General features: G+C 66.4%; 24 protein-coding genes. 22 read left to right on the top strand and 2 right to left on the bottom strand.

What is annotated here, in order from left to right; genetic code table 11:
• Positions 1-81 precede the first annotated feature (81 nt).
• Together mmsA and mmsB are read left to right on the top strand one after the other, a co-directional pair.
• Positions 82-1,659, top strand: a complete 1,578-nt coding sequence (gene mmsA / locus EI171_RS31960; RefSeq protein ID WP_161535696.1) for a multiple monosaccharide ABC transporter ATP-binding protein — start codon at positions 82-84, stop codon at positions 1,657-1,659.
• Positions 1,656-2,846 carry a multiple monosaccharide ABC transporter permease gene (gene mmsB, locus EI171_RS31955; protein WP_011085994.1) on the top strand — a complete coding sequence of 397 codons (1,191 nt, stop codon included), beginning with the start codon at positions 1,656-1,658 and terminating at the stop codon, positions 2,844-2,846. The genes mmsA and mmsB overlap by 4 nt, the downstream gene beginning before the upstream one ends.
• 102 nt (positions 2,847-2,948) lie before the next feature.
• Here mmsB and EI171_RS45020 read toward each other — a convergent pair whose 3' ends face one another.
• Positions 2,949-3,104, bottom strand: coding sequence for a hypothetical protein (locus EI171_RS45020; protein WP_091892367.1), 156 nt, complete (start codon positions 3,102-3,104; stop codon positions 2,949-2,951).
• 169 nt (positions 3,105-3,273) lie between these two features.
• Between EI171_RS45020 and EI171_RS31950 the strand changes: the two genes are divergently transcribed.
• From EI171_RS31950 to EI171_RS31880, 15 genes are all read left to right on the top strand, one after another.
• Complete coding sequence (locus EI171_RS31950) at positions 3,274-3,849, top strand: cytochrome c oxidase subunit 3 family protein (protein WP_011085996.1); 576 nt, start codon at positions 3,274-3,276, stop codon at positions 3,847-3,849.
• Positions 3,850-3,851: 2 nt separating this feature from the next.
• Complete coding sequence (locus tag EI171_RS31945; protein WP_051000292.1) at positions 3,852-4,112, top strand: cytochrome C oxidase subunit IV family protein; 261 nt, start codon at positions 3,852-3,854, stop codon at positions 4,110-4,112.
• A gap of 95 nt (positions 4,113-4,207) precedes the next feature.
• A complete protein-coding gene (locus EI171_RS31940; RefSeq protein WP_011085998.1) occupies positions 4,208-4,660 on the top strand; it encodes a cytochrome c in 453 nt (150 codons plus the stop codon).
• Positions 4,661-4,697: 37 nt separating this feature from the next.
• On the top strand, positions 4,698-6,044 hold the full coding sequence (locus EI171_RS31935) for a cbb3-type cytochrome c oxidase subunit I (RefSeq protein WP_028172167.1): 1,347 nt from the start codon (positions 4,698-4,700) through the stop codon (positions 6,042-6,044).
• Positions 6,045-6,106: 62 nt separating this feature from the next.
• Complete coding sequence (locus EI171_RS31930; protein ID WP_028172166.1) at positions 6,107-6,916, top strand: CbbQ/NirQ/NorQ/GpvN family protein; 810 nt, start codon at positions 6,107-6,109, stop codon at positions 6,914-6,916.
• Positions 6,917-6,926: 10 nt separating this feature from the next.
• Positions 6,927-8,846 (top strand): nitric oxide reductase activation protein NorD, encoded by a 1,920-nt coding sequence (locus EI171_RS31925; RefSeq protein ID WP_161535695.1) that lies wholly within the window; start codon positions 6,927-6,929, stop codon positions 8,844-8,846.
• A 73-nt stretch (positions 8,847-8,919) separates the two neighbouring features.
• Positions 8,920-9,582, top strand: a complete 663-nt coding sequence (locus tag EI171_RS31920; protein WP_161535694.1) for an HAD family hydrolase — start codon at positions 8,920-8,922, stop codon at positions 9,580-9,582.
• 6 nt (positions 9,583-9,588) lie between these two features.
• Complete coding sequence (locus tag EI171_RS31915; RefSeq protein WP_011086003.1) at positions 9,589-10,539, top strand: DNA-binding transcriptional regulator; 951 nt, start codon at positions 9,589-9,591, stop codon at positions 10,537-10,539.
• 314 nt (positions 10,540-10,853) lie between these two features.
• The gene (locus tag EI171_RS31910; protein ID WP_161535693.1) at positions 10,854-12,164 is read left to right on the top strand and encodes a sugar ABC transporter substrate-binding protein; all 1,311 of its coding nucleotides are present in this window, start codon (positions 10,854-10,856) and stop codon (positions 12,162-12,164) included.
• A 96-nt stretch (positions 12,165-12,260) separates the two neighbouring features.
• Positions 12,261-13,133 (top strand): carbohydrate ABC transporter permease, encoded by an 873-nt coding sequence (locus EI171_RS31905; RefSeq protein WP_161535692.1) that lies wholly within the window; start codon positions 12,261-12,263, stop codon positions 13,131-13,133.
• A 3-nt stretch (positions 13,134-13,136) separates the two neighbouring features.
• The gene (locus EI171_RS31900) at positions 13,137-13,967 is read left to right on the top strand and encodes a carbohydrate ABC transporter permease (protein WP_038966046.1); all 831 of its coding nucleotides are present in this window, start codon (positions 13,137-13,139) and stop codon (positions 13,965-13,967) included.
• Between the two features lie 15 nt (positions 13,968-13,982).
• Positions 13,983-14,990: an ABC transporter ATP-binding protein gene (locus EI171_RS31895; protein ID WP_161535691.1), complete on the top strand. Its 1,008-nt coding sequence runs from the start codon at positions 13,983-13,985 to the stop codon at positions 14,988-14,990.
• 30 nt (positions 14,991-15,020) lie between these two features.
• Positions 15,021-15,794: an SDR family NAD(P)-dependent oxidoreductase gene (locus EI171_RS31890; RefSeq protein WP_161535690.1), complete on the top strand. Its 774-nt coding sequence runs from the start codon at positions 15,021-15,023 to the stop codon at positions 15,792-15,794.
• A gap of 39 nt (positions 15,795-15,833) precedes the next feature.
• On the top strand, positions 15,834-17,480 hold the full coding sequence (locus EI171_RS31885; RefSeq protein WP_028172158.1) for an FGGY-family carbohydrate kinase: 1,647 nt from the start codon (positions 15,834-15,836) through the stop codon (positions 17,478-17,480).
• Between the two features lie 17 nt (positions 17,481-17,497).
• Positions 17,498-18,433 (top strand): carbohydrate kinase, encoded by a 936-nt coding sequence (locus tag EI171_RS31880; RefSeq protein WP_161535689.1) that lies wholly within the window; start codon positions 17,498-17,500, stop codon positions 18,431-18,433.
• A 7-nt stretch (positions 18,434-18,440) separates the two neighbouring features.
• On the opposite strand, the gene EI171_RS31875 is transcribed toward EI171_RS31880, so the two are convergent.
• On the bottom strand, positions 18,441-19,328 hold the full coding sequence (locus EI171_RS31875) for a LysR family transcriptional regulator (RefSeq protein WP_028172156.1): 888 nt from the start codon (positions 19,326-19,328) through the stop codon (positions 18,441-18,443).
• Positions 19,329-19,462: 134 nt separating this feature from the next.
• On the opposite strand from EI171_RS31875, the gene EI171_RS31870 reads away from it, so the two are divergent.
• The 5 genes from EI171_RS31870 to EI171_RS31850 all read left to right on the top strand — a co-directional run bounded on the left by EI171_RS31870 (position 19,463) and on the right by EI171_RS31850 (position 24,841).
• On the top strand, positions 19,463-20,884 hold the full coding sequence (locus EI171_RS31870; RefSeq protein WP_161537120.1) for an amidase: 1,422 nt from the start codon (positions 19,463-19,465) through the stop codon (positions 20,882-20,884).
• A 99-nt stretch (positions 20,885-20,983) separates the two neighbouring features.
• Positions 20,984-21,934, top strand: coding sequence for an ABC transporter permease (locus EI171_RS31865; protein WP_161535688.1), 951 nt, complete (start codon positions 20,984-20,986; stop codon positions 21,932-21,934).
• On the top strand, positions 21,931-22,824 hold the full coding sequence (locus tag EI171_RS31860) for an ABC transporter permease (protein ID WP_161535687.1): 894 nt from the start codon (positions 21,931-21,933) through the stop codon (positions 22,822-22,824). The genes EI171_RS31865 and EI171_RS31860 overlap by 4 nt, the downstream gene beginning before the upstream one ends.
• A gap of 2 nt (positions 22,825-22,826) precedes the next feature.
• Positions 22,827-23,840, top strand: a complete 1,014-nt coding sequence (locus tag EI171_RS31855) for an ABC transporter ATP-binding protein (protein WP_161535686.1) — start codon at positions 22,827-22,829, stop codon at positions 23,838-23,840.
• Positions 23,837-24,841, top strand: coding sequence for an ABC transporter ATP-binding protein (locus EI171_RS31850; RefSeq protein WP_161535685.1), 1,005 nt, complete (start codon positions 23,837-23,839; stop codon positions 24,839-24,841). The genes EI171_RS31855 and EI171_RS31850 overlap by 4 nt, the downstream gene beginning before the upstream one ends.
• Positions 24,842-24,872 lie beyond the last annotated feature (31 nt).

Genomic DNA, 24,872 nt, shown 5'->3' with positions numbered 1-24,872 from the left:
TAGCATCGAACCCGGAATCTCGAGGTTCCGGGTTCGCCCTTCGGGCGCCCCGGAACGACCGCGATTTAGGACACCAAAGCCATGACCGCCATGCTGGAGATGCGCAACGTCAGCAAGAGCTTTGCCGGCGTCCAGGCGCTGCGCGACGTCAACTTCTCGGTTCACGCCGGGCAGATCCACGCGCTTGTCGGCGAGAACGGCGCAGGCAAGTCCACGCTGATGAAGGTGCTCAGCGGCGTCTATCCGCACGGCAGCTACGAGGGCACCATCATCTTCGAGGGCGAGGAGCGCCGCTTCCGCGACATCAACGATTCCGAGGCGCTCGGCATCATCATCATCCACCAGGAGCTGGCGTTGATCCCGTTGATGTCGATCGCCGAAAACATCTTCCTGTCGCATCCGCCGTCGAAATTCGGCGTGATCGACCGCGACGAGGTGTACCGGCGCACCCGCGAGCTGCTGGCGCAGGTCGGCCTGAGGGAATCGCCGGATACGCTGATCACCGACCTCGGCGTCGGCAAGCAGCAGCTGGTCGAGATCGCCAAGGCGCTGTCCAAGCGGGTGCGGATGCTGATCCTGGACGAGCCGACCGCGAGCCTCAACGAAGCCGATAGTGCCGCATTGCTCGAACGCCTGATGGCGTTCCGCGAGCAGGGCATCGGCTCGATCCTGATCTCGCACAAGCTCAACGAGGTGGCCAAGGTCGCCGACCACATCACCGTGCTGCGTGACGGCCGCACCGTCGACAGCATCGACTGCCGTGCCGAGCCGATCCAGGAAGACCGCATCATCCGCAGCATGGTCAACCGCGATCTCGCCCATCGCTTCCCCGAGCGCAGCGTGAAGATCGGCGAGCCCGTGCTCGCCATCGAGAACTGGTCGGTCTATCACCCCATTCATCCCGAGCGGCAGGTCATCAAGAACGTCAATTTCGGCGTCAAGCGCGGCGAGGTCGTCGGCATCGCCGGGCTGATGGGCGCCGGCCGCACCGAATTCGCCATGAGCCTGTTCGGCCGCTCCTGGGGCACCAATATCAGCGGCCATATCCGGCTCGAAGGCAGGGAGATCGTGCTGCCGAGCGTCGCGGCCGCAATCGATGCCGGCCTTGCCTATGTCACCGAGGACCGCAAGCAGCTCGGGCTGATCCTCGCCGACGACGTCCGCAAGAACATCACGCTCGCCAGCCTCGACCAGGTCGCGCCGGGGAGGGTGATCGACGACATCGCCGAGCTGAAGGTTGCCAGCGACTACAGGAATCGCATGCGCATCCGCTGCTCCGACGTCTACCAGGAGACCGGCCAGCTCTCCGGCGGCAACCAGCAGAAGGTCGTCCTGTCGAAATGGCTGATGACCGACCCCAAGGTGCTGATCCTGGACGAACCGACAAGGGGCATCGACGTCGGTGCCAAATACGAGATTTACTGTATCATCAACGAGCTTGCGGAGGCCGGCCGCGGCGTCGTGGTCATCTCCTCGGAGATGCCCGAGCTGCTCGGCATCTGCGACCGCATCTGCGTGATGAACGACGGCGCTTTCGTCGGCGAGTTCTCCGGCACGGAAGCGACGCAGGAGAAGATCCTGCGCGCCATCATGCGCAACCAGAGAAGCAACGGAAACGGCGTGCCTGAGGCCGCGGAGATGGGAGGATTGCAGCCATGACCGACAAGACGGTTTCGCTGCCCGAGGAGCGCCGGCACGGCAGCTTCATCAAGAACAATTTGCGCAATTACGGCATGCTGATGTCGCTGATCGCGATCATGCTGTTCTTTCAGGTCATGACCGGCGGCACGCTGCTGCAGCCGCTCAATTTGACCAACCTGGTGCTCCAGAACAGCTACATCGTCATCATGGCGCTCGGCATGCTGCTGGTGATCGTTACCGGCCATATCGACCTCTCGGTCGGTTCGGTCGCGGGCTTCGTCGGCGCGGTGGCCGCCGTGCTGATGGTGACGTACAAGGTCGACTACACGCTGGCCTTCATCGCCTGCCTGCTGCTGGGCGCCGCGATCGGCGCGGCGCAGGGCTATTGGGTGGCCTATTTCAAGATCCCGTCCTTCATCGTGACGCTGGCCGGCATGCTCGTGTTCAAGGGTCTTGCGCTTGCGGTGTTGCAGGGCCAGTCGCTCGGGCCGTTCCCGGCGACCTTCCAGAAACTGTCCTCGGGCTTCATTCCGGAGATCCTGCCCGAGGCCGGCACGCTGCATCCGACCTCCATGCTGATCGGCGCCGTGCTCGCGCTCGGCCTCGTCTATGTCAGCGCCAAGGGCCGGTCGCGCGAGCAGTCGCACGGCATCGAGGTCGAGCCTTATGCCTTCTTCCTCGGCAAGAGCATTTTGCTGGCCTGCGCCGTGCTCTACTTCACCTATCTGATCGCCTCGCATCGCGGCCTGCCCAACGTGCTGGTGATCATGGGGGCGCTGATCGCGCTCTACGGCTTCGTCACCCGTCGCACCGTGATCGGGCGGCAGATCTACGCGGTTGGCGGCAACGCCAAGGCGGCCAGCCTGTCGGGCATCAAAACCGAGCGGCTGACCTTCCTCACCTTCGTCAACATGGGCGTGCTGGCCGCGCTCGCCGGCCTCGTCTTCGCCGCGCGTCTCAACACCGCGACGCCGAAGGCGGGCTTGGGCTTCGAGCTCGACGTCATCGCCGCCTGCTTCATCGGCGGCGCCTCGGCCTATGGCGGCGTGGGCCGCGTCGGCGGCGCCGTGGTCGGCGCCATGATCATGGGCGTGATGAACAACGGCATGTCCATCCTCGGCATCGGCATCGACTATCAGCAGGTCATCAAGGGCCTGGTGCTGCTGGGAGCGGTGTGCATCGACGTGTATAATCAGCGGCGGTGAGTGGACTGTTGTAGGGTCGGCAAAGGCGCGTAAGCGCCGTGCCTACCACCCTTCCACGATCGCGCGAGAAGTGGTGGGCACGCGTCCACCCTACGGCAGCCGCTACTGCGTGGTGAACAGCACCGCCGCGATGGCGACGGAGAGGCTGACCGCCGAGACGGTCGCCACGGTTGACAGTACCCCCATGCGCCTGAGCGCGATGGCGAACGCGATGATGATGGGGGTCGCGGTCATCAGCCCGATTTGTGCGTCGCTCATATCGTTGCTCGCCGCTCCCTGAAATCCTGAGGTGGTTCCTACCGTGATCCGGGCGGGTGGACGTTGCGTCGGCGCAAACAAGCCGGCGCAATCCACCAGTTTGTCCGCCGACAAACTCGGATCGGGGCGGGTCAGCTAAGTCTGTCCGGTGTCCTGATCCGGAAGGCAGATGTCGGCAACCGATTGCGAACAACAGGGAACCGGCTGGGGCATCCTCGAGGATCTCCCCGGCGATCCCATGATCTGGGTGCTGATCTTCAGCGAGCTGGCCGCGTTCGGCCTGTTCCTCGGCGCCTTCATCGTCGCCCGCGCCATTCATCCCGCGATGTTCGCGGCCGGACAGGCCACGCTCGATGCGCATCTCGCCGGGCTCAACACAATCGTCCTGGTGACCAGCGGCTGGGCCGCGGCCCGCGGCACGGCTGCCGCACGGGCACGACGCAAGCAGGCCGCGCGCGGCTGGCTGTTCGGTGCCATGGCCCTTGGCGGCGTCTTCATCGCGATCAAGCTGCTCGAATATGCCGGCGAGATCGCGCAGGGAAACGGGCTGGAGACCAGCCCGTTCTTCACGCTGTACTTCCTTCTCACCGGCTTTCATCTTCTGCATGTCGGCCTCGGCATCGTGATCCTGGCCGTGGTTTCCCGGAGGGCGGAGGTGATCGGCGTCGAGACGGGGGCCGCCTTCTGGCACATGGTCGACCTGCTCTGGATCGTCATGTTTCCGATCCTGTATCTGGTGCGCTGATGATGCCGGATCGTCTCGACCTCACATGGATCGTGCTGGTCGGCCTCGCGCTCGCGACCGTCCTGGTGCCATCCCTTGTGACGCGTCCGCTGCTCGGCAACGCCCTGCTGCTGACCTTCGCCGCACTCAAGGGCCGCCGGATCGTGCTCGATTTCCTCGATCTCCGCGCCGCGCCGGCGCTCTGGCGCGGCCTCGTGAGCGCCTGGGTCGTCATCGTCGTGCTCTTTGCCTGGTCCGTGTCGGCCGTCGTCGCCCTGATCTGACGCGCTCATTGCGCCCTGACAAAGAACCGGCCGCGCGAAGCGGCAATAAATCGCAGCATCGGACCTCGACAGGAATCAACCGGAAAGGATTGGCAATGGCTGAACGCCTGACCAAGTCGGCCGCTCGAAACGTCTTCTACGGCGGCTCGGCTTTTTTCTTCGCCATCTTCATAGGGCTGACGGCGCACAGCCATTACTACATGGCCACGACCTCGACCGACGCTTCGACGCTGACGTCGTCGGTCGCCCGCGGCAAGCATGTCTGGGAGAAGAACTCCTGCATCAACTGCCACACCTTGCTCGGTGAGGGCGCCTATTTCGCCCCCGAGGTCGGCAACGTCTGGGATCGCTGGGGCGGCAAGGAGGATCCGGCAAGCGCGCGCGAGACGCTGAAGGCCTGGATGCAGTCGCAGCCGTCGGGCGCCGAGGGCCGGCGGCAGATGCCGCAGTTCAACCTGACCGACCAGGAGCTCAACGATCTTGCCGACTTCCTGCAATGGGTGAGCACGATCAAGCGCCAGGACTGGCCGCCGAACAAGGCCGGTTGAGCGCCGCTAATCCTCTTTCAAGACAGAGAGAACCGAGATGAAATATCAGACCCAGAAAGTCGCGATGCTGTATTTCTACGGCGCGCTGACGCTGTTCCTGGCCCAGGTCCTGTTCGGCCTGCTCGCCGGAACCATCTACGTCCTGCCCAACACCCTGTCGACCCTCCTGCCGTTCAACATCGTCAGGATGATCCATACCAACGCGCTGATCGTATGGTCGCTGATCGGCTTCATGGGGGCGACCTACTTCCTGCTCCCGGAAGAGACCGAGACCGAGCTGTACAGCCCGCTGCTCGCCAAGATCCAGTTCTGGATGTTCTTCGGCGCGGCCGGCGTCGCCGTGGTCGGCTATCTCTTTCACTATCACGAGGGCCGCGAATTCCTCGAGCAGCCCTTCATCATCAAGGTCGGCATCGTCGTGGTCTGCCTGATGTTCCTGTTCAACGTGACCATGACGGCGCTCAAGGGCCGCAAGACCACGGTGACCAACATCCTGCTGTTCGGCCTGTGGGGCGTTGCGATCTTCTTCCTGTTCGCGTTCTACAATCCGGCGAACCTCGCCGTCGACAAGATGTACTGGTGGTACGTCGTCCACCTCTGGGTCGAGGGCGTCTGGGAGCTGATCATGGCCTCCGTGCTCGCCTACCTGATGATCAAGCTCAACGGCATCGACCGCGAGGTGGTCGAGAAGTGGCTCTACGTCATCATCGGCCTGGCACTGTTCTCCGGCATTCTCGGCACCGGCCATCACTTCTACTGGATCGGCGCGCCCGGCTACTGGCAGTGGATCGGCTCGCTGTTCTCGACGCTCGAGGTCGCGCCGTTCTTCACCATGGTGATCTTCACCGTGCAGATGACCTGGAAGGCCGGCCGCAAGCATCCGAACCGCGCCGCGCTGCTGTGGTCGGTCGGCTGCTCGGTGATGGCGTTCCTCGGAGCCGGCGTCTGGGGCTTCCTGCACACGCTGTCCTCGGTGAACTACTACACCCACGGCACCCAGGTCACCGCCGCGCACGGCCATCTCGCCTTCTTCGGCGCCTATGTGATGCTGAACCTGTCGGTGATGGCCTATGCGATCCCGCAGCTGAAGGGACGCGCGCCCTACAACCAGTGGCTCAGCATGACGAGCTTCTGGATCATGTGCACGGCCATGATGACCATGACCTTTGCGCTGACCTTCGCCGGCGTGGTCCAGGTCCATCTCCAGCGCGTGCTCGGCCAGAGCTACATGGACGTGCAGGACCAACTCGCGATGTTCTACTGGGTCCGGCTCGGTTCCGGCGTGTTCGTCGCGATCTCCGCGCTGATGTTCGTCTGGGCGGTGCTGGTGCCGGGCCGCGAGAAGCAGGCGACCGTGCCCGCCGCGCTGCAGCCGGCTGAGTAAACGCAAATGGCGGCCGCGGTTCGCCGCGGCCGCCTGCTTCCTGGAAAGTCCGGAGAGACATCATGAAACCTGCCCTTCACACGGTGACCTCGGCGCCCGCGTTGCCGGCCTATGTCGCAACCGGCAATGAATGCGCGCTGTTCGAGCACGCCTGGCGTCATCAGCTTCCGGTCCTGCTCAAGGGGCCGACCGGTTGCGGCAAGACGCGCTTCGTCGCGCATATGGCGGCACGGCTCGGACTGCCACTCCACACCGTGGCCTGCCACGACGATCTCACCGCCGCCGATCTCACCGGCCGCTATCTATTGAAGGGCGGCGACACCGTATGGACCGACGGTCCGCTGACGCGCGCGGTGCGCGAGGGCGGCATCTGCTATCTCGACGAGGTGGTGGAAGCGCGCAAGGACGTCACCGTGGTGCTGCATCCGCTCACCGACGATCGCCGCATCCTGCCGCTGGAGCGCACCGGCGAAGAGCTGGCGGCACCGAAGAGCTTCATGCTCGTCGTCTCCTACAATCCAGGTTACCAGACGCTGCTCAAGGCACTGAAGCCCTCGACGCGGCAGCGCTTCGTCGCCATCGAGTTCGGCTTCTTAGCCCCAGAGCAGGAGGTCGCGGTGGTGTCCGCCGAGAGCGGGCTGCCGCCGGACCGCGTGCGGCCGCTGGTTGCGCTCGCCGGGCGGCTGCGCGCACTTAGGGGGCACGATCTGGAGGAGGGCGTCTCGACGCGCCTCGTCGTCTATTGCGCCACGCTGATTGCGGCAGGCACGCCGATCGCCGACGCCGTGCTGGCCGGCATGATCGAGCCCTTGACCGACGATTCCGACGTCAAGGCCGCGCTGCTCGACGTCGCGCGCGCCGTGATCGGGTGAGGACGGGCCCATGCTCGACTTCCTCGAACTGGAGGAAACCGTCGGCCGTGCCTGGCACCGGATGGTCGGCGGCACCGCGAGCTATCCGGTTCACGCCGATCACGCGGTGTCGCTCACCGAGGTGAGGGACCGGATCGCGGTGATGTTCCGCGCGCTCGGCGGCGAGGCCGGCGTGCAGATCGCAAGCGCCGGCGCCCGCAAGTCCGGGCACCGGCTCGGCTGGCGGCAACGCATCGGCCTCGGCGACGAGCGTCTCGAGCAGCCGGGCCGCGACGCCGCAACCATCTTCCTGCCCGATCGCATCGCGATCTTTCCCGACCGCGAGCTCAACGCATGCCTCTATCGCTGGCTCGCGGCATGGTTCGCGGTCGCGCCGATCGAGACGATTGTGGAGGCCGATCCGCTTAGGCGCGATCTGCTGGTGCTGCGCCGCGCCGCCGAAACGGCGGTCTTTGTGCTCACGCAGTTTCCCGGGCTCGTCGCCGATTACGCGCAGCTTGCCGCGGCAACCGCCGCGGCCCGGCCGCGGCGTCCGTTGCCGCGCATTGAGCAGGAGATCGAGCAGATCGTTCTCGCCCTGCTCGGAGCGGGACCTGCGCCCGCGGGCAAATTATGGCCGGCGATGATGGGAACGGAGCCGCTGCCGGACAAGGCGCCGCCGGGCTATCATTCGATCCTGCCGTGCCCGCTCTGGGGCGATTGCTGGACGCGCGAGCTGTCGCCCGCGCATGCCGGCGAGGACGAGTGCGCTGATGGCGCGGAGCCCGCAGCCCAGGACAATCGCAAGCGTTTCGCCGTCCGCGAGCGCGAGGACGGCGCCAATCGCCGCGATCCCTTCGTGCTCAACCGCTTCGAAAAGATCCTCGCGATGGCCGAGATGGTCAATGTCGATCGCCCGGCCGACGACAGCGATGACGAAGACGCACAGAAGGCGGCCGACGATCTCGAGGAGATCACGCTCAGCCGCCGCAGCGGCAAGCCGGCGAGCCGTTTCAAATTCGATCTCGACCTGCCGCCGGAAGCCCTCGACGCCTCGCGCCTGAACGCGGATTTGACCTATCCCGAATGGGATTATCGCAGCAGCTCCTATCTGTCCGATCATTGCCGCGTGCTCGCCGGCGCGGCCTCCGAGCGAGGTGAGAGCTGGACGCCGGACGAGACGATGCGCCGGCACATCCGCCAGGTGCGCCGCCGCTTCGAGATCCTGCGGCCGCGCCACGAATTGATGCGTGCGCAGGCCGACGGACACGATCTCGATCTTGATGCGCTCGTGCGCGCGCGGTGCGATCTTCGCGCCGGCGGCAATGGCGCGGGTCTTGATCGCGTCCACATGGCGATGCGGCCGCAAGGGCACGATCTCGCCGTCACGCTGCTCGCGGACGTCTCACTCTCGACGGATGCCTGGGTTGACGGCTACCGCGTGCTCGACGTCGAGAAGGAGGCGTTGCTCGTGCTCGCACACGGGCTGTCGGCCTGCGGCGACCACCACAGCATCCTGACCTTCACCTCGCGCCGGCGGTCCTGGGTGCGGCTCGAAACGATCAAGGCGTTCGGCGAGCCGATGAGCGGACTGGTCGAGCGCCGGATCGGCGCGCTCAAGCCCGGTTATTATACGCGGATCGGCGCCGCAGTGCGCCACGCCTCGGCCGAGCTGGCGCGCCAGCCGCAGCGCAAGAAGCTGCTGCTCGTCCTCACCGACGGCAAGCCGAACGACGTCGATCACTACGAGGGGCGCTTTGCGGTCGAGGACACCAGGAAGTCCGTGCAGGAAGCGCGCCGGCTCGGCATCGCCGTCTTCGGCGTGACGGTCGACGCGACTGCGCAATCCTATTTTCCAACGCTGTTCGGGCGCGGCGGCTATGCGATCGTCGGCAACATCAAGCGATTGCCTGCGGCGCTGCCGGCGATCTACCGGCAGGTGGCGCATTGAGGCGGGAACGCCGCGGCACCGCGTTCTTGCCTGAGCTATTGCTCATGCGGTGAGTATATGATCGAATGTCCGAATGGACCAAGGCCGGCCAAAACCCGATCTCATCATCTTCGATTGTGACGGCGTGCTCGTCGATAGCGAGCTCTTGAGCTGCCGGTGCTTGTCCGAGGTGCTGGCCGAATTCGGCCTCGCGCTCAGCGAGGAGCAGGCGCTCGAGCTGTTTCTCGGGCGCAGCACCAGGGCGATCGAGCAGCACTACCGTGATCTCGGGCAGGTCGTGCCGGATGGCTTCCTGCCGCGATTGAAGTCGCGTGTGCTGGAGACGTTCTCTGCTTCGCTCGAGCCGATCCCCGGGGTAGGGGCGGTGATCTCCGGGCTCGCCGCGCCGTTCTGCGTGGCCTCGTCCAGCGACATCGACCGTGTCTCGCTCTCGCTCGATGTCACCGGCCTTCAGGCGCATTTCGGCGCGCGGCTCTACACAGCGCAGATGGTCAGGCACGGCAAGCCGGCGCCGGATCTCTTTCTCCACGCGGCGGCGCAGATGGGCGCGGAGCCCGCGCGCACGCTGGTGATCGAGGACAGCGTCAGCGGTGTGCAGGCCGGCAGGGCGGCCGGCATGACCGTATGGGGATTTGTCGGCGGCAGCCATTATCGCGCCCGCGACGGCCGGGCTATATTGTCCGCCGCCGGGGCCGATCGGGTCTTCGCGCGCATGAGCGATTTCTGGGAGATGTGAGCCCGCATGGCCGCCGAGAACGACAAGTCGAGACTCGACGACGCCGCGCGGGCCGGCTGGCTCTATTTCATTGCCGGCCACACCCAGGACGAGATCGCAAAAATGCTCCAGGTCTCGCGCGCCTCGGCGCAGCGGCTGGTCTCGCTCTGCCTTGCCGAGCGGCTGATCACCTTCCGGCTCGAACATCCCATCGCCGCCTGCATGGAATTGGCGGCGCGTCTGAAGGAGCGGTTCGATCTCGTCCATTGCGAGGTGGTGCCGGAAGATCCCGCCGCGCCGCAGGCGACCGCCGGCATTGCCGAGCGCTGCGCCAACCTGCTCGATTCCACGCTGCGCTCCGAAACGCCCGTCATCGTCGCGCTCGGCACCGGGCGGGCGGTGCGCGCCGCGGTCGAGCGCGTCACGCCGATCGACCGGCCCAATCACCAGATCGTCTCGCTGGTCGGCAACATCTCCGCCGACGGTTCGGCGAGCTTCTACGACACCGTCGGGCGGCTCGCCGACCGCACCGGGGCGCGGCACTACCCGATGCCGCTGCCGTTCCTGATGTCGTCGGAGGACGAGCGCAACAGGATGGTGCGCATCGAGCCGATCGCCAAGGTGAAGGCGGTCGCGGCCAAGGCGGATCTGCGCCTCGTCGGCATCGGCCAGATGGACCAGAAGGCGCAGGTCCACATCGACGGCTTCGTCACCCGCGACGAACTGTTCGAGATGATGCGGCAGGGGGCGATCGGCGAGATCACCGGCTGGGCCTATGACGCCAAGGGTCGCCTGCTCAAGGCCGGCACCAACAAACGCCTCACCAGCATCCCGCCGGAAGTGCCGGCGAAGACCACGACCATTGGCGCCGCGGTCGGCGCGGCCAAGGTCCCGGCGATCGCGGCGGCGTTGAGCGGGGGCCTGATCAACGGCCTGATCACCGACGAGGCGACGGCCAGGGCGATCCTGGAGCGCTGAGGCGAGCCAGCACGTCAGCATCCTTGCGAGGCGGAAGGTCTTTCCCCGCACAACACTGTCATCATCCGCGGAGGCGGATGATCCAGTACGCCGCGGCCTCACTTGGGGCAAACCAACAGACAGCACGGCGTACTGGATGCCCCGCCTGCGCGGGGCATGACAGGGGAGGGTGCGCAACAGCCCGCCCTCCCGCATCGCAGCACTCATAAGTTGCCGAAACACCCGCGCGCCTGCTTGACAAGCGGTATCCCTCATCCGAACATACGCCCAACGCGTGGGCATATGCTCAAAACGCGAGTTTGAGGGAGGTCACCGTGAAACACGTCCTCGGCGCCGTCTGCGGCGCGTCCGTCCTGCTGGCCATCCCCGCGATGGCCGAAACCACCCTGACGATCGCCACCGTGAACAACGGCGACATGATCCGCATGCAGGGGCTGACCGGTGAATTCACCAAGAAGAACCCCGATATCACTGTGAAATGGGTGACGCTGGAGGAGAACGTGCTGCGCCAGCGCGTCACCACCGACATCGCCACCAAGGGCGGCCAGTTCGACGTGCTCACCATCGGCACCTATGAGGTGCCGATCTGGGCCAAGAAGGGCTGGCTGGTGCCGCTCGCCAATCTCGGCGCCGATTACGACGTCGCCGACCTGCTGCCCAGGATCAAGGACGCGGTCTCTGCCGACGGCAAGCTTTATGCCGCGCCGTTCTACGGCGAGAGCTCGATGGTGATGTACCGCACCGACCTGTTCGACAAGGCCGGCCTGAAGATGCCGGAGAAGCCGACCTGGGATTTCGTCATCGACGCCGCCAAGAAGCTGACCGACAAGAACGCGGGCGTCTACGGCATCTGCCTGCGCGGCAAAGCTGGCTGGGGCGAGAACATGGCGTTCCTCTCCGCGATGGCCAATTCCTACGGTGCGCGCTGGTTCGACGAGAAGTGGGTGCCGCAGTTCAATACGCCGGAATGGAAGACGACGCTCACGACCTATGTGAACCTGATGAAGGACGCCGGCCCTCCCGGCGCGAGCTCCAACGGCTTCAACGAGAACCTGGCACTGTTCAACGCCGGCAAATGCGCGATGTGGATCGACGCGACGGTGGCGGCGTCCTTCGTCACCAATCCCAAGGACTCCAAGGTCGCCGACAAGGTCGGCTTTGCGCTCGCGCCCAACACCGGGCTCGGCAAGAACGCCAACTGGCTGTGGGCCTGGAATCTCGCGATCCCTGCCGGCTCGAAGAAGGCGGAGGCGGCCGAAAAGTTCATCGCCTGGGCAACGAGCAAGGACTACACGAAACTCGTGGCCTCGAAGGAGGGCTGGGCCAACGTGCCGCCGGGCACCCGCACCTCGCTCTACCAGAACCCTGAATATCTGAAGGTCGCGCCCTTCGCCAAATTGACGCTGGCCTCGATCGACGCCGCCGATCCGAACAAGCCGACGGTGAAGCCGGTGCCTTACGTGGGCGTGCAATATGCCGCGATCCCCGAATTCCAGGGCATCGGCACCCAGGTGGGCCAGCAGTTCTCGGCGGCGCTTTCGGGCTCGATGACGGTCGATGCCGCGCTCACCGCCGCGCAATCCGTGACCGAGCGCGAGATGAAGCGCGCCGGTTACATCAAGTGAACCCGAGCTCTCCCTCCTGAGCTCAAACTGGCGGCCATCCTCCAGTCCAGCCCCGGATGGATGGCCGCCTTCTTTCGGCAAGCGGAGAAGTCAGGGATGGCAACCCGGCAGACGCAGTTTCTGGCGCGCGCGCTCCTGACCCCGGCCGTCGGGCTGCTCTTCATCTGGATGATCGTCCCGCTCGCGCTGACGATCTATTTCTCGACCCTGCACTACAGCCTGCTCGATCCCGGCTCGGAAGAGTTTGTCGGGCTGGAAAACTTCCGCTACTTCCTCACCGATCCCGCTTTCCTCGCGTCGCTCCAGAACACGCTGGTGCTGGTCGGCTCGGTATTGGCAATGACCATTCTGCTCGGCATTCCGTTGGCGCTGCTGATGGACCAGCCCGTGATCGGCCGCAACATCGTGCGCCTGATGGTGATCGCGCCGTTCTTCGTGATGCCGACGGTAAGCGCGCTGGTCTGGAAGAACCTGTTGATGCATCCGGTGTCAGGGCTGTTCGCCTGGCTCGCCAAGCTGCTCGGATTGACGCCGATCGACTGGTTCAACGACGTGCCGCTGTTCGCGGTGATCCTGATCGTCGCCTGGCAATGGCTGCCGTTCGCGACGCTCATCCTGCTGACCGCGCTGCAATCGCTCGACGAGGAGCAGAAGGAGGCCGCCGAGATGGATGGCGCGAGCGCCGTCTCGGCCTTCATCTACATCACGCTGCCGCATTTGGCGCGCCCCATCACCGTCGTGATCCTGATCGAGACCATCTTCCTGCTCACGGTGTTCGCCGAGATCTTCGTCACCACCGGCGGCGGGCCGGGCCTGCAGACCACCAACATCGCTTTCCTGATCTACTCGCAGGCACTGATCCAGTTCGACGTCGGCAGCGCCTCCGCCGGCGGCCTCGTCGCGGTGGTGATCGCCAATGTCGTCGCCTTCTTCCTCGTCCGCATCGTCGGCCGCAATTTGGAGGCTTGAAGCATGGCGCGGATGGCAACGACACAGCGGGTGGTGATCTCGACGATCGGGGCGTGGTTCTTCGGCTTTCTGATCTTCTTCCCGATCCTGTGGATGGTGCTGGCGAGCTTCAAGACCGAGCTCGAGGCCTTCGCCATTCCGCCGTCCTTCCTGTTCTTCCACTGGACCACGGAAAATTACGCGACCGTGCAGGAGCGGAGCGACTATCTGCACCACGCCATGAACTCGGTCATCATCGCCGGCGGCTCGACGCTGATTGCGCTCTTGATCGCCATCCCGGCGGCCTGGTCGATGGCGTTCGCGCCGACCAAGCGCACCAAGGACATCCTGCTCTGGATGCTCTCGACCAAGATGATGCCGCCGGTCGGCGTGCTGGTGCCGATCTACCTGATCTACAAGACCTTCGGCCTGCTCGATTCCCGCATCGGCCTCGTCTTCATCCTGTGCCTCGGCAATCTGCCGATCGTGATCTGGATGCTGTTCACCTATTTCAAGGAGATCCCGCGCGACATCCTCGAAGCCGCGCGCATGGATGGCGCCACCATCGGCCGCGAGCTGGTCTACGTGCTGACGCCGATGGCGATCCCGGGTCTGGCATCGACCCTGCTGCTCAATCTGATTCTGGCCTGGAACGAGGCGTTCTGGACGCTGAACCTGTCGACCTCGAACGCCGCGCCGCTCACCACGTTCATCGCCTCCTATTCGAGCCCGGAAGGGCTGTTCTGGGCAAAGCTGTCGGCGGCCTCGACGCTGGCGATCGCGCCCATTCTCGTCCTCGGTTGGTTCAGCCAGAAGCAGCTCGTGCGCGGGCTGACCTTCGGCGCGGTGAAGTAGAGGGGCTGCCGGATCATGGGTCAGATCACACTTCAGGACGTGCAGAAATCCTTCGGCCCCGTGCACATCATCAAGGGCGCAGATCTCGACATTGCCGACGGCTCCTTCGTGGTGTTCGTCGGTCCCTCCGGCTGCGGCAAGACCACGCTGTTGCGGCTGATCGCCGGCCTCGAGGACGTCTCCGGCGGCAAGATCCTGATCGACGGCAAGAACGTCGTCGACACGCCGCCCGCGAAGCGCGGGTTATCCATGGTGTTCCAGTCCTACGCGCTCTATCCGCACATGAGCGTGCGCGGCAATATCGGCTTCGGCCTGAAGATGGCGGGGCTCCCCAAGGACGAGATCAACCGCAAGGTCGAGGCCGCCGCCGCGACGCTGAACCTCACGCCCTACCTCGACCGCAAGCCGCGCGAGCTTTCCGGCGGCCAGCGCCAGCGCGTCGCGATCGGCCGCGCCATCGTGCGCGAGCCCAAGGCGTTCCTGTTCGACGAGCCGCTGTCGAACCTGGATGCCGCGCTCCGCGTGCAGATGCGCATCGAGGTGACGCGGCTCCAGAAGCAGCTCGGCACCACCGCGATCTACGTCACCCATGACCAGGTCGAGGCCATGACCATGGCCGACAAGATCGTCGTGCTCAACGGCGGCAAGATCGAGCAATACGGCTCGCCGCTGGAGCTTTACGAGAAGCCCGCCAATCTCTTCGTCGCCGGCTTCATCGGCTCGCCCAAGATGAACTTCGTCACCGGCGAACTCGCCAGGCAGCAGGGCGCGGCCACGATCGGCGTGCGGCCGGAGCACCTCAAGATCGAGCGCGACGGCGCCGGCGGCTGGCAGGGGACGATCGCGGTCGCCGAGCATCTCGGCAGCGACACCTTTCTCTACGTCGATGCCGGTCCGCTCGGCATGCTGACCGCGCGCTACATCGGCGAATTGAGCCTGCATGCCGGCGATCACGTGTCGCTGGTGCCGGACCCCGCGCGGATCCACCGCTTCGATGCGAGCGGCAACGCGCTTCGCGGCTGACAAGAAACGGCAAAGAACGGAAAGACCAACATGTACCTGGAAAAATTCAAGCTGAACGGCAAGACCGCGTTCATCACCGGCGGCGGGCAGGGCATTGGGCTGGCCTGCGCCGAGGCGCTCGCCGAAGCCGGCGCCAGGGTCGTCATCGGCGACCGCGACGGCAAGGTCGCCGACAGCGCCAAGGCCAGCCTGAAAGCCAAGGGGTTCGACGCCGAGACCGCGGTCATGGACGTGACCGATACCAGGCGCGTCGCCGAGGTCGCCAATGACCTCGTCGCCCGCCACGGCAAGGTCGACATCCTCGTCAACAATGCCGGCATCGCCCGCAGCGAGACGCCGGCGGAGACCGTAACCGACGAGCATTGGCTCAACGTCATCGACGTCAACCTCAACGGCACCTTCTGGTGCTGCCGCGAGTTCGGCAAGCACATGCTGAAGGCGCAAAGCGGCGCCATCGTCAATGTCGGCTCGATGTCAGGCTTCATCGTCAACAAGCCGCAGGAGCAGTGCTTCTACAATGCGTCGAAGGCCGGTGTGCACCATCTGACCAAGTCGCTCGCCGCCGAATGGGGCGCGCGCGGCATCCGCGTCAACGCGGTGGCGCCGACCTATATCGAGACGCCGCTCAACGCCTTCGTGAAGAGCAATCCCAAAATGTACGACGCCTGGATCGGCGGAACCCCGATGGCGCGGATGGGGCAGGTCGAGGAGATCGCCTCCGTCGTGCTGTTCCTCTCCTCGGAAGCCGCGAGCCTGATGACCGGCAGCATCGTGCTGGTGGATGGCGGCTACACTTGCTGGTAGGCTTACCGTCAAAACTGACGAGAGCGACCAGGAGCGACAATGCCGCGAGCGTATATCGGCGTCGACGTGGGGACCACCAGCACGCGGGCAGGGGTGTTCGACGAGGCCGGCACGCTGCTGGCGACGGCGCGGCACCCGATCAGGATCTGGCACGAGGCCGGCGATATCGTCGAACAGTCATCCCGGGACATCTGGGAGGCCTGCGCAAAATCCGTGCGGGCGGCGATGGCGGAAGCTGCCATTGCGCCCGACAGCGTCGGCGGCATCGGCTTCGACGCCACCTGTTCCCTCGTGGTGCTCGACCGCCAGGGCGAGCCGCTCACCGTCAGCGCCTCAGGCGAGGCGCAGCGCAACGTCATCGTCTGGATGGACCATCGCGCCACCGCCGAGGCGCGGCTGATCAACGAGACCGAGGATGCGGTGCTGCGCTATGTCGGCGGCTCGATCTCGCCCGAGATGGAGATGCCAAAACTGTTGTGGCTGAAGCGCCATCTGCGCGCGAGCTTCGATGCCGCAGGCCACTTCTTCGATCTGGCAGACTACCTGACCTGGCGCGCGACCGGCTCGCTGCAACGCTCGACCTGCACCGTCACCTGCAAGTGGAACTATCTCGCCCATGACGGTGGCGGCTGGAGCGCGCAATTCTTCAAGCGCATCGGGCTGTCCGACTTCGTCAGCGAGAAATATGCCCGCATCGGCACCGAGATCGTCGCGCCGGGCACCCGGCTCGGCGCAGGCCTCACCCGCACGGCCGCCGCTGAGCTCGGCCTGTCGCCAGGAACGCCGGTCGGCGCATCCCTGATCGACGCGCATGCCGGCGGCATCGGCGCGATCGGCGGTCGCGACGGCTCGGGCGGAACGACCGATGTCAGCGACCGCCTCGCCTACATCATGGGAACGTCGGCCTGCATCATGGCGACGACGAAGGAGCCGTGCTTCGTGCCGGGCGTGTGGGGGCCTTATTATTCCGGCATGGTGCCGGACTTCTGGCTGAACGAGGGCGGGCAGTCGGCGGCGGGCGCGGCGATCGACCACCTCCTCAAATCGCATCCGGGCTTTGCCGAGGCGAGCGCGGCTGCGCGCAACAAGGGCCTCGACCTCATCGACTTCCTCGAGCGCCGCATCATCGCGCGCGCCGGCGATGCCAGCCGCGCCGCGCTGCTCGCCCGCGATGTCCACGTCCTGCCCGAATTCATCGGCAACCGCTCGCCTTACGCTGACCCCGATACGCGCGCGGTGATCGCGGGCCTCGATCTCGACACCGATGTCGCCTCTATGGAGCGGCTGTTCGTCGCCGGCCTTTGCGGGCTCGCTTACGGGCTTGCCGAGGTGATCGAGGCCTTTGCCGCGCATGGCGTCCGCTCCAGCATCATGATCATGGGCGGCGGCGCCAGCCGCAGTCCGCTGGTGCGCCAGATCATGGCCGACACCACAGGCCTCACCGTCGCGCTGCCGCAGACCAGGGAGCCGGTGCTGCTCGGCGCCGCGATGCTCGGGGCGGTGGCCGGCGGCGCCTGTGCCTCGATCGGCGAGACCATGGCAAAGATGTCGGCGCTGGGACGCAAGAGCGAGCCGACCGCGCCTGATATGGCCGCGTTTCACGCCCGCAAGCGCGAGGTGTACAAGTTGCTGCGCGAGGTCGATCGCGGCAGCCGTGCCGCGATGCGCGACATCGCAAAGGACTGAATTCGGGGTTGAAACGAATGCTGATTGCTAGCGGCGATGCGCTGATCGATTTCGTGCCGACGCGAAACGCCGATGGACGCGAGGCGGTGATGCCCGCGGTCGGCGGCTCCTGCCTCAACGTCGCGATCGGCATGGCGCGGCTGGGCGCACCGACCGGCTTCGTCGGCGGCATCTCGACCGACCTGTTCGGCCGCATGATCGCCGATCACGCAACCGCCTCGCATGTCGAGCTCGGCCTTGCCACCCGCAGCGATCACCAGACCACGCTCGCTTTCGTGCGCATCGTCGCGGGCGAGTCGCATTACGCCTTCTACGATGCCGAGACGGCGACACGGAACTGGACCTACCGGCGCGGGTCCATTCCCTTCGATACGGTCGAAGTCCTCCATGTCGGCTCGACCACGCTGGTCAACGACCCGGGCGCCGCCGAAACGAAAGCCCTGATCGCGGACGCGCGGATGTCGTCGACCATCTCGTTCGATCCGAACTGCCGCCCCAACCTCGTCAAGGACAAGCCGGCCTATCTCGCCCGCATGGCCGAGTTCGCGCATAGCGCCGATCTCATCAAGATGTCGGACGTCGACTTCGCCTATCTCTTCGGCGACGAGCCCTATCAACAGCGCGCGAGCACGCTGCTCGGGCAGGGCACGAGCCTCGTCGTCATCACCCGTGGCAACAACGGCGCGATCGCGTGGCACGCGGGAGCAGGGCAGATCGAGGTCACCGCGCCCAAGGTCGCGGTCGCCGACACCATCGGCGCCGGCGATAGTTTTCAGGCGGCGCTGCTGTTCGCCCTGCACAAGCAGGGACGTCTGGCGCGGCAGCAGCTGAAAGTCATCAATGCCGACGAGCTCCGCCGCGCGCTGTCCTTTGCCGCCAATTGCGCCGGCCTGACCTGCACCCGCCCGGGCGCCGATCCGCCCTGGAGCCACGAGATCACCTGGAGCCCGTAGCGCCGCGTCACATCCGCGCGACGGCCTTCTCGGCGCATTTGATGAAGGTTCCGATCAGCGGGCTCTGCGAATCCCGCCGCCAGCACACCGCGATGTCGAGGGAGTCGGTGGCATCGCGGAGCGGCCTGAACACGATGCCGCGCGGGGCGCCGAGCTGCGCGCAGGCCGGCAGGATCGCGAGGCCTTCGCCCGCCAGCACCAGGCTCATCGCCGAATGCACCGTCTCCACGCGGCTCGCGATCGGCATCACCACCTGGTGCCGGCGCAGCAGGGGGACCACGGCGGACGATGCGGGACCATGGTCCGGATGCGGCAGCGCGATCAGCGGACGTCCGTGCAACCGGGCCATCGGCACGGAGCCCAGGCGGGCGAGCGGCGAGCTGGTCGGCATCGCCAGCATGAAGCGCTGTGCACCGATCCGCGCCACCTGGATCTCGGGATGGTTGATGGCCGGCATGCACAGCGCGACCGTGACGCTGCGATCGAGCACCCGCGCCTCGCGTGTCGATGCGCTGAGCTCGGCGAAGTCGAGGTCGACACCGGGAACCGAGCGGCGCAGCTCGGGGATCAGCCGCGGCAGGATCGCATTGGCCAGCACGAACATGTAGCCGACCGACAGCCGCCCGCGCTTGCCGGATGCGACCGCGCGGGCGGCCTCGATGCCGTCGGACGCCAGCGCCAGCGCCTCGCTGGCGCGCACCAGCAGCGCCTGGCCCGCCTCGGTCAGGTCCATGCCGCGGGTGCCGCGGCGGAACAGCGGCGCGCCGACCTCGGCCTCCAGCTTGCGGATCTGGACCGAGAGCGGCGGCTGCGCCATGCGCAGCCGCTCGGCGGCCTTGCCGACGCTGCGTGCCTCGGCGACGGCGACGAAATAGCGGAGCCGACGAAGATCCATTGGCATACCGAAAACGTATGGGTTGGCGACCAAAATCGTATTGGACGGCGAGTTAACAAAACTGTCATTCTGGCTGTCAATGGCTTGTCTAATGCCTTGGCCAACGGTGGCCGGCTTCGGAGCGTGATGTGACGATGAACGGCGATCCCTGCCTGCTGTCCGCAACCGAACTGCGCGGCCTCATCGCCGACAAGCGGATCTCGCCCGTCGAGATCACCCGGGCCGTGCTCGCGCGCGCCGAGGCGCTCCAGCCCCAGTTGAACTGCTTCATCACGATCTGCGGCGACGAGGCGATGGCGGCCGCGCGCGCCGCCGAGCGCAGGGTCATGGCCGGCGAGCCGCTCGGCCTGCTGCATGGCATCCCCTACACCGTCAAGGACATCGTCAACACCAAGGGGGTGAAGACCACCTTCGGCGCCGTTCCCTACAAGGACAATGTGCCAGTTGAGGACGCGGTGGCGGTCGCGCGGCTGCGCGCCGAAGGTGCGATCCTGATCGGCAAGACCACGACGCCGGAATTCGGCAGCAAGTGCCTGACGGATTCGCCGCTGTTCGGCCGCACCCGCAATGCGTGGGATGCCTGCCGCTCCTCCGGCGGCTCCAGCGGCGGCGCGGCGGTTGCTGTGGCCAGCGGCATCGCGCCGCTCGCGGTCGCGACCGACGGTGGCGGCTCGACGCGGATTCCAGCCGCCTGCAACGGCGTGGTCGGCCTGAAGCAGAGCAACGGAATCATCCCGCACAGCCAGGCGCTGGATGTGTTCGGCAACCAGACCTATGTCACGCCGACGACGCGCACCGTCGCCGATACCGCGCTGATGATGCAGGCGATGGCGGGCGAGGACCCCTGCGATCCCTGGTCGATCGGCATTCCCGTATCCGACTTCGTCGGCACCGCCGCCCCGCGCGGCGATTTGCGCGGGCTGAGGATCCTGTACTGCCTGACGCCGCCGGGCCGTCCGGTGTCCGCCGAGGTCGCGGCCAGCTTCAGGGCGAGCCTCGACCGGCTGGCCGGGCTCGGCGCCGAGCTCGAGGAATTCTCCGGCGAGGGTTTCGACATCGAGCCGATCTGGCGCGCCATCAACCACACCGTCTGGCGCACGCGCTTTGCAAAACTCGCGGCCGAGCACAAGGACGAGCTGAGCGAGGCCTTCCTCAAGCAGCTCGCGCTTGCCACCGAGGTCAGCGGCGTTGACTACCAGGAGGCGATGTTCGCGCGCACCGCGCTGTTCCGCCGCGTGCAATCCCTGCTTGCGCGCGGCCACTTCCTGGCGATGCCGACGCTCACGCGCTCCGCGCTGCCGATCAAGCAGGATTTGTTCGGCACCATCGAGATCGATGGTCGGCATTTCGACAGCGTCCGGCCGCACTGGTTCCCCTGGACCATGCCGTTCAACATGACCGGGCATCCCGCCGTCAGCCTGCCCTCGGGCTTTGGCCGCGACGGCCTGCCGATCGGGCTTCAGCTCGTCGGCCGCTTCCGGGCTGATGCCGAATTGCTGCGCGTCAGCGCGCTGTTCGAGGCGTCCTCCAATCTTCTCTCCCGCTGGCCGGAATAACGACATGCGCATGCAGCAAAGCACTTGCGCGCAAAGGACTTGCGTCCGCCGTCCGGACATGTTGATCGTGCCGCGGATGAGCTTTGAAACCGGGCGCGCATGAGCGTATTTGTCCTCCGACGTGTCTTGACCTTGCTGGCGACGCTGGTCGGCGCGTCGCTGATCATCTTCCTGGTCCTGGATGCGCTTCCCGGCAATGCCGCGCAGATGCTGATGGGCGCCGATGCCTCGGCCGACGCGGTGCGCGCGCTCACGGTCAAGCTCGGGCTCGACCAGCCGCTGGCGGTTCGCTACCTGCAATGGATCAAGGGCCTGCTCGTCGGCGATCTCGGCAACTCCTATGTCTACGGCACGCCGGTCGCCAGCCTGATCGCGGAGCGGCTGGTGCTGACCATTCCGCTCGCGATCATGGCCATGTCGATCACGGTGACGCTGGCGCTCTCGGCCGGCATCTACACCGCCGCCAACCACAACAAGCTCGGCGATGTCGGCGTGATGTCGCTGACTCAGGTCGGCATCGCGCTGCCGAACTTCTGGTTCGCGATCCTGCTGGTCCTGTTGTTCTCGGTGCGGCTGCAATGGCTCTCGGCGGGCGGCTTCGCCGGCTGGGAGGACGGCATCTGGCTGGGGGTCAAGTCGCTGCTGCTGCCGGCGGTCTCGCTCGCGGTGGTGCAGGCTGCGATCCTCGCCCGCGTCACGCGCTCGGCGGTGCTCGAAGTGCTGCGCGAGGATTTCGTGCGGACGGCGCGGGCGAAGGGGCTCGGCAAACGCGAGGTGCTGTGGCGCCACGTGCTGCGCAACGCCATGATCCCCGTGATGACGGTGATGGGCCTGCAATTCGCCAACCTGCTCGCCGGCACAATCGTGATCGAGAACGTGTTCTACCTGCCGGGCCTCGGCCGCCTGATCTTCCAGTCGATCGCCAACCGAGACCTGATCGTGGTGCGCAATTGCGTGATGCTGCTGGCAACCATGGTCGTTATCGTCAATTTCGTGGTCGACGTGCTCTATGCCTTCATCGATCCCCGCATCAAGGTTCACGACCTGTGAGCGCGCCCCTGACCACCCCGATTGACGCAGCGGTCGCCACGCGTCCGCTGCCCGCGCGCACGTTCTGGCGCCGTGCGCCGCGCCATCGCAGCTTTGTCCTCGGCGGCGCGCTGAGCCTGCTGGTGCTCGCCTCGGCGCTGCTTTCGCTGGTGTGGACGCCGTGGTCGCCCTACGAGATCGACATCGCCTCGAAGCTCCGGCCGCCATCGGCGGCGCACTGGCTCGGCACCGATTCCTTCGGCCGCGACATCGTCTCGCTGCTGCTCGCCGGCGCCCGCTCCACCATCATGGTCGGGGTCATCGCGGTCAGCATTGGTCTCACCTTCGGCGTTTGTCTCGGCCTGATCGCCTCGGCGCGGCGCGGCTGGACCGAAGAGATCATCATGCGCTTCTCCGACTTCACCTTCGCCTTTCCGGCCGTGCTCTCCGCGATCATGCTCGCCGCGGTCGTAGGGCCGGGCATGGTGACCTCGATCGTCGCGATCGGCATCTTCCAGATCCCGACATTGACCCGGCTGACGCGCGGCTCGGCCAACGCGATCTGGGCGCGCGAATTCGTGCTGGCCGCGCGAGCGTCGGGGAAGGGAAGATTCCGCATCACCATCGAGCACGTGCTGCCCAACATCCTGTCGATCCTGATCGTGCAGGCGACGATCCAGTTCGCGCTCGCGATTCTCGCCGAAGCCGCACTGTCCTATCTCGGCCTCGGCACGCAGCCGCCGCAGCCATCCTGGGGCCGCATGCTGAACGATGCGCAGACCCTGCTGTTCCAGTCGCCGATGCTCGCGGTCTATCCGGGGGCCGCCATCGCGGTCGCCGTGCTCGGCCTCAATCTCCTCGGCGACGGCTTGCGCGATCTGCTCGATCCACGACTGGCGCGGGAGCGATGACCATGGCTGAGCGCTCCACCATGCCGCTGATCGAGGTTGATAATCTTGGCGTCCGCCTCAACACCAGCCGCGGGCCGGCGCAGGCCGTGCGCGGCGTCAGCTTCTCGCTCAAGCGCGGCGAGACGCTCGGGCTCGTCGGCGAATCCGGCTGCGGCAAGTCGGTGACCGCGATGTCCCTGATGGGCCTGTTGCCGGACAGCGCCGTCGTCACCGGCAGCATCAAGCTCGATGGCAGCGAGCTCGCCGGGCTTGCGGATGCGGATTATTGCCGCCTGCGCGGCAATCGCATCAGCATGATCTTCCAGGAGCCGATGACCGCGCTCAATCCGATGCACACGATCGGCCACCAGGTCGCCGAGCCGCTGCGGCGTCACAAGAACTACTCGGCGTCGCAGGCGCGGAAGGAGACGATCGCCTTGCTCGACCGCGTCGGGCTGCCCGATCCCGCGCGGCGCGTCGATGCCTATCCGCACCAGTTCTCCGGTGGCCAGCGCCAGCGCATCACCATTGCGATGGCGCTCGCCTGCGAGCCCGACCTGTTGATCGCGGACGAGCCGACCACGGCGCTGGACGTCACCATCCAGGGCCAGATCCTCGACCTCATCGCCGATCTCGTCGAGGAGCGCGGCATGTCGATGATCCTGATCTCGCACGATCTCGGCGTCATCGCCGAGAACGTGCAGCGCATGATGGTGATGTATGGCGGCACCGTCGTCGAGAGCGGGCCGACCGACGAGGTGTTCCGCCGCATGGGCCATCCCTATACGCAAGGCCTGTTCCGCGCCCGTCCGAAGCTCGGCGCGCGCAAGGGGACGCGGCTGAAGACGATCTCGGGCACCGTGCCGGAGCTCGCGGATCTTCCGGCCGGCTGCACCTTCTCCGCGCGATGTCCGCTCGTGATCGATCGGTGCCGCGCCGCGCTGCCGCCGATGGTCGAGGTCGGAGCCGGTCATGTCGTGCGCTGCGTGCGCACCGATGTCTCGATGGCCGAGAATGTCGGAGCCCTGTCCGCATGAGCACCGCGCCTCTTCTCGACGTCAGGGATCTGGAGCAGCGCTACATGCTGCCGCGCGAGAGCCTGTTCCGTCCGCCCGGGCAGGTGCGCGCGCTCAACGGCGTGAGCGTGCAGGTCCTGCCCGGCAAGAGCCTCGGCATCGTCGGCGAGTCAGGTTCCGGAAAGTCCACGTTTGCGCGCGTCGTGATGGCGCTGGAACGGCCGACGTCGGGGCAGGTCGCGCTGCTCGGCCGCGACCTCAACCGCCTCTCGGCCGACGAGCTGCGCCGTGCGCGCCGCGATTTCCAGATGGTGTTCCAGGACCCTTACGGCTCGCTCGATCCGCGCCAGACCATCGCGCGCATCGTCGCCGAGCCATTGACGGTGCTGGACGGCGCCGATCGCACCACGTTCCGGGAACGCGTCGCCGCGGTGCTGCGCCAGGTCGGCTTGCGCGATGCCGACATGGACAAATATCCGCACGAATTCTCCGGCGGCCAGCGCCAGCGCATCGCGATCGCGCGCGCGCTGATTACCCAGCCGAAGCTGATCGTCGCCGACGAGCCGGTCTCGGCGCTCGACGTCTCCGTGCAGGCCCAGGTCCTGAACCTGATGCAGGACCTCCAGGACCAGTTCGGCCTGAGCTATGTCCTGATCAGCCATGACCTCGCCGTCGTCGACTATCTCTGCGACGAGGTCGCGGTGATGTATCTCGGCCGGATCGTCGAGCAGGGGCGGCCGGAGGATCTGTTCGAGCGCTGCGCCCATCCCTATACGCGGGCGCTGCTGGACGCCGTGCCGCGGGCGCGCGCGGGGGGCGGCCGGCGTCGGCGCGGGGCCCAGGCAATCGCTTCGCAATCGGCGGCCGCCACGGGGTGTCCCTATGTCGCGCGTTGCGCGCTCGCCGACCAGCATTGCCGCGAGGCCCTGCCTGAGCTACGCAAGGTGGGCGAGGGACACCTTGCCGCCTGTCACAAGGCGGAGGCCGTGATGGCGTTGCCGCCGCCCGCTGCGGAGGGTTAGTCTCGGGCGCAGGATTGGCGTAGACTGGGAA

The sequence above is a fragment of the Bradyrhizobium sp. LCT2 genome, assembly GCF_009931255.1.
Taxonomy (GTDB): domain Bacteria; phylum Pseudomonadota; class Alphaproteobacteria; order Rhizobiales; family Xanthobacteraceae; genus Bradyrhizobium; species Bradyrhizobium diazoefficiens.
The sequence above is the reverse complement of the archived record's forward strand: the minus strand, read 5'-3'. Positions and strand labels throughout refer to the sequence as shown.

Coding starts and splice junctions, on each gene's coding strand:
- mmsA (WP_161535696.1), top strand. CDS start 82: ATGACCGCCATGCTGGAGATGCGCAACGTCAGCAAGAGCTTTGCCGGC.
- mmsB (WP_011085994.1), top strand. CDS start 1,656: ATGACCGACAAGACGGTTTCGCTGCCCGAGGAGCGCCGGCACGGCAGC.
- EI171_RS45020 (WP_091892367.1), bottom strand. CDS start 3,104: ATGAGCGACGCACAAATCGGGCTGATGACCGCGACCCCCATCATCATC.
- EI171_RS31950 (WP_011085996.1), top strand. CDS start 3,274: ATGTCGGCAACCGATTGCGAACAACAGGGAACCGGCTGGGGCATCCTC.
- EI171_RS31945 (WP_051000292.1), top strand. CDS start 3,852: ATGCCGGATCGTCTCGACCTCACATGGATCGTGCTGGTCGGCCTCGCG.
- EI171_RS31940 (WP_011085998.1), top strand. CDS start 4,208: ATGGCTGAACGCCTGACCAAGTCGGCCGCTCGAAACGTCTTCTACGGC.
- EI171_RS31935 (WP_028172167.1), top strand. CDS start 4,698: ATGAAATATCAGACCCAGAAAGTCGCGATGCTGTATTTCTACGGCGCG.
- EI171_RS31930 (WP_028172166.1), top strand. CDS start 6,107: ATGAAACCTGCCCTTCACACGGTGACCTCGGCGCCCGCGTTGCCGGCC.
- EI171_RS31925 (WP_161535695.1), top strand. CDS start 6,927: ATGCTCGACTTCCTCGAACTGGAGGAAACCGTCGGCCGTGCCTGGCAC.
- EI171_RS31920 (WP_161535694.1), top strand. CDS start 8,920: ATGGACCAAGGCCGGCCAAAACCCGATCTCATCATCTTCGATTGTGAC.
- EI171_RS31915 (WP_011086003.1), top strand. CDS start 9,589: ATGGCCGCCGAGAACGACAAGTCGAGACTCGACGACGCCGCGCGGGCC.
- EI171_RS31905 (WP_161535692.1), top strand. CDS start 12,261: ATGGCAACCCGGCAGACGCAGTTTCTGGCGCGCGCGCTCCTGACCCCG.
- EI171_RS31900 (WP_038966046.1), top strand. CDS start 13,137: ATGGCGCGGATGGCAACGACACAGCGGGTGGTGATCTCGACGATCGGG.
- EI171_RS31895 (WP_161535691.1), top strand. CDS start 13,983: ATGGGTCAGATCACACTTCAGGACGTGCAGAAATCCTTCGGCCCCGTG.
- EI171_RS31890 (WP_161535690.1), top strand. CDS start 15,021: ATGTACCTGGAAAAATTCAAGCTGAACGGCAAGACCGCGTTCATCACC.
- EI171_RS31885 (WP_028172158.1), top strand. CDS start 15,834: ATGCCGCGAGCGTATATCGGCGTCGACGTGGGGACCACCAGCACGCGG.
- EI171_RS31880 (WP_161535689.1), top strand. CDS start 17,498: ATGCTGATTGCTAGCGGCGATGCGCTGATCGATTTCGTGCCGACGCGA.
- EI171_RS31875 (WP_028172156.1), bottom strand. CDS start 19,328: ATGGATCTTCGTCGGCTCCGCTATTTCGTCGCCGTCGCCGAGGCACGC.
- EI171_RS31870 (WP_161537120.1), top strand. CDS start 19,463: ATGAACGGCGATCCCTGCCTGCTGTCCGCAACCGAACTGCGCGGCCTC.
- EI171_RS31865 (WP_161535688.1), top strand. CDS start 20,984: ATGAGCGTATTTGTCCTCCGACGTGTCTTGACCTTGCTGGCGACGCTG.
- EI171_RS31855 (WP_161535686.1), top strand. CDS start 22,827: ATGGCTGAGCGCTCCACCATGCCGCTGATCGAGGTTGATAATCTTGGC.
- EI171_RS31850 (WP_161535685.1), top strand. CDS start 23,837: ATGAGCACCGCGCCTCTTCTCGACGTCAGGGATCTGGAGCAGCGCTAC.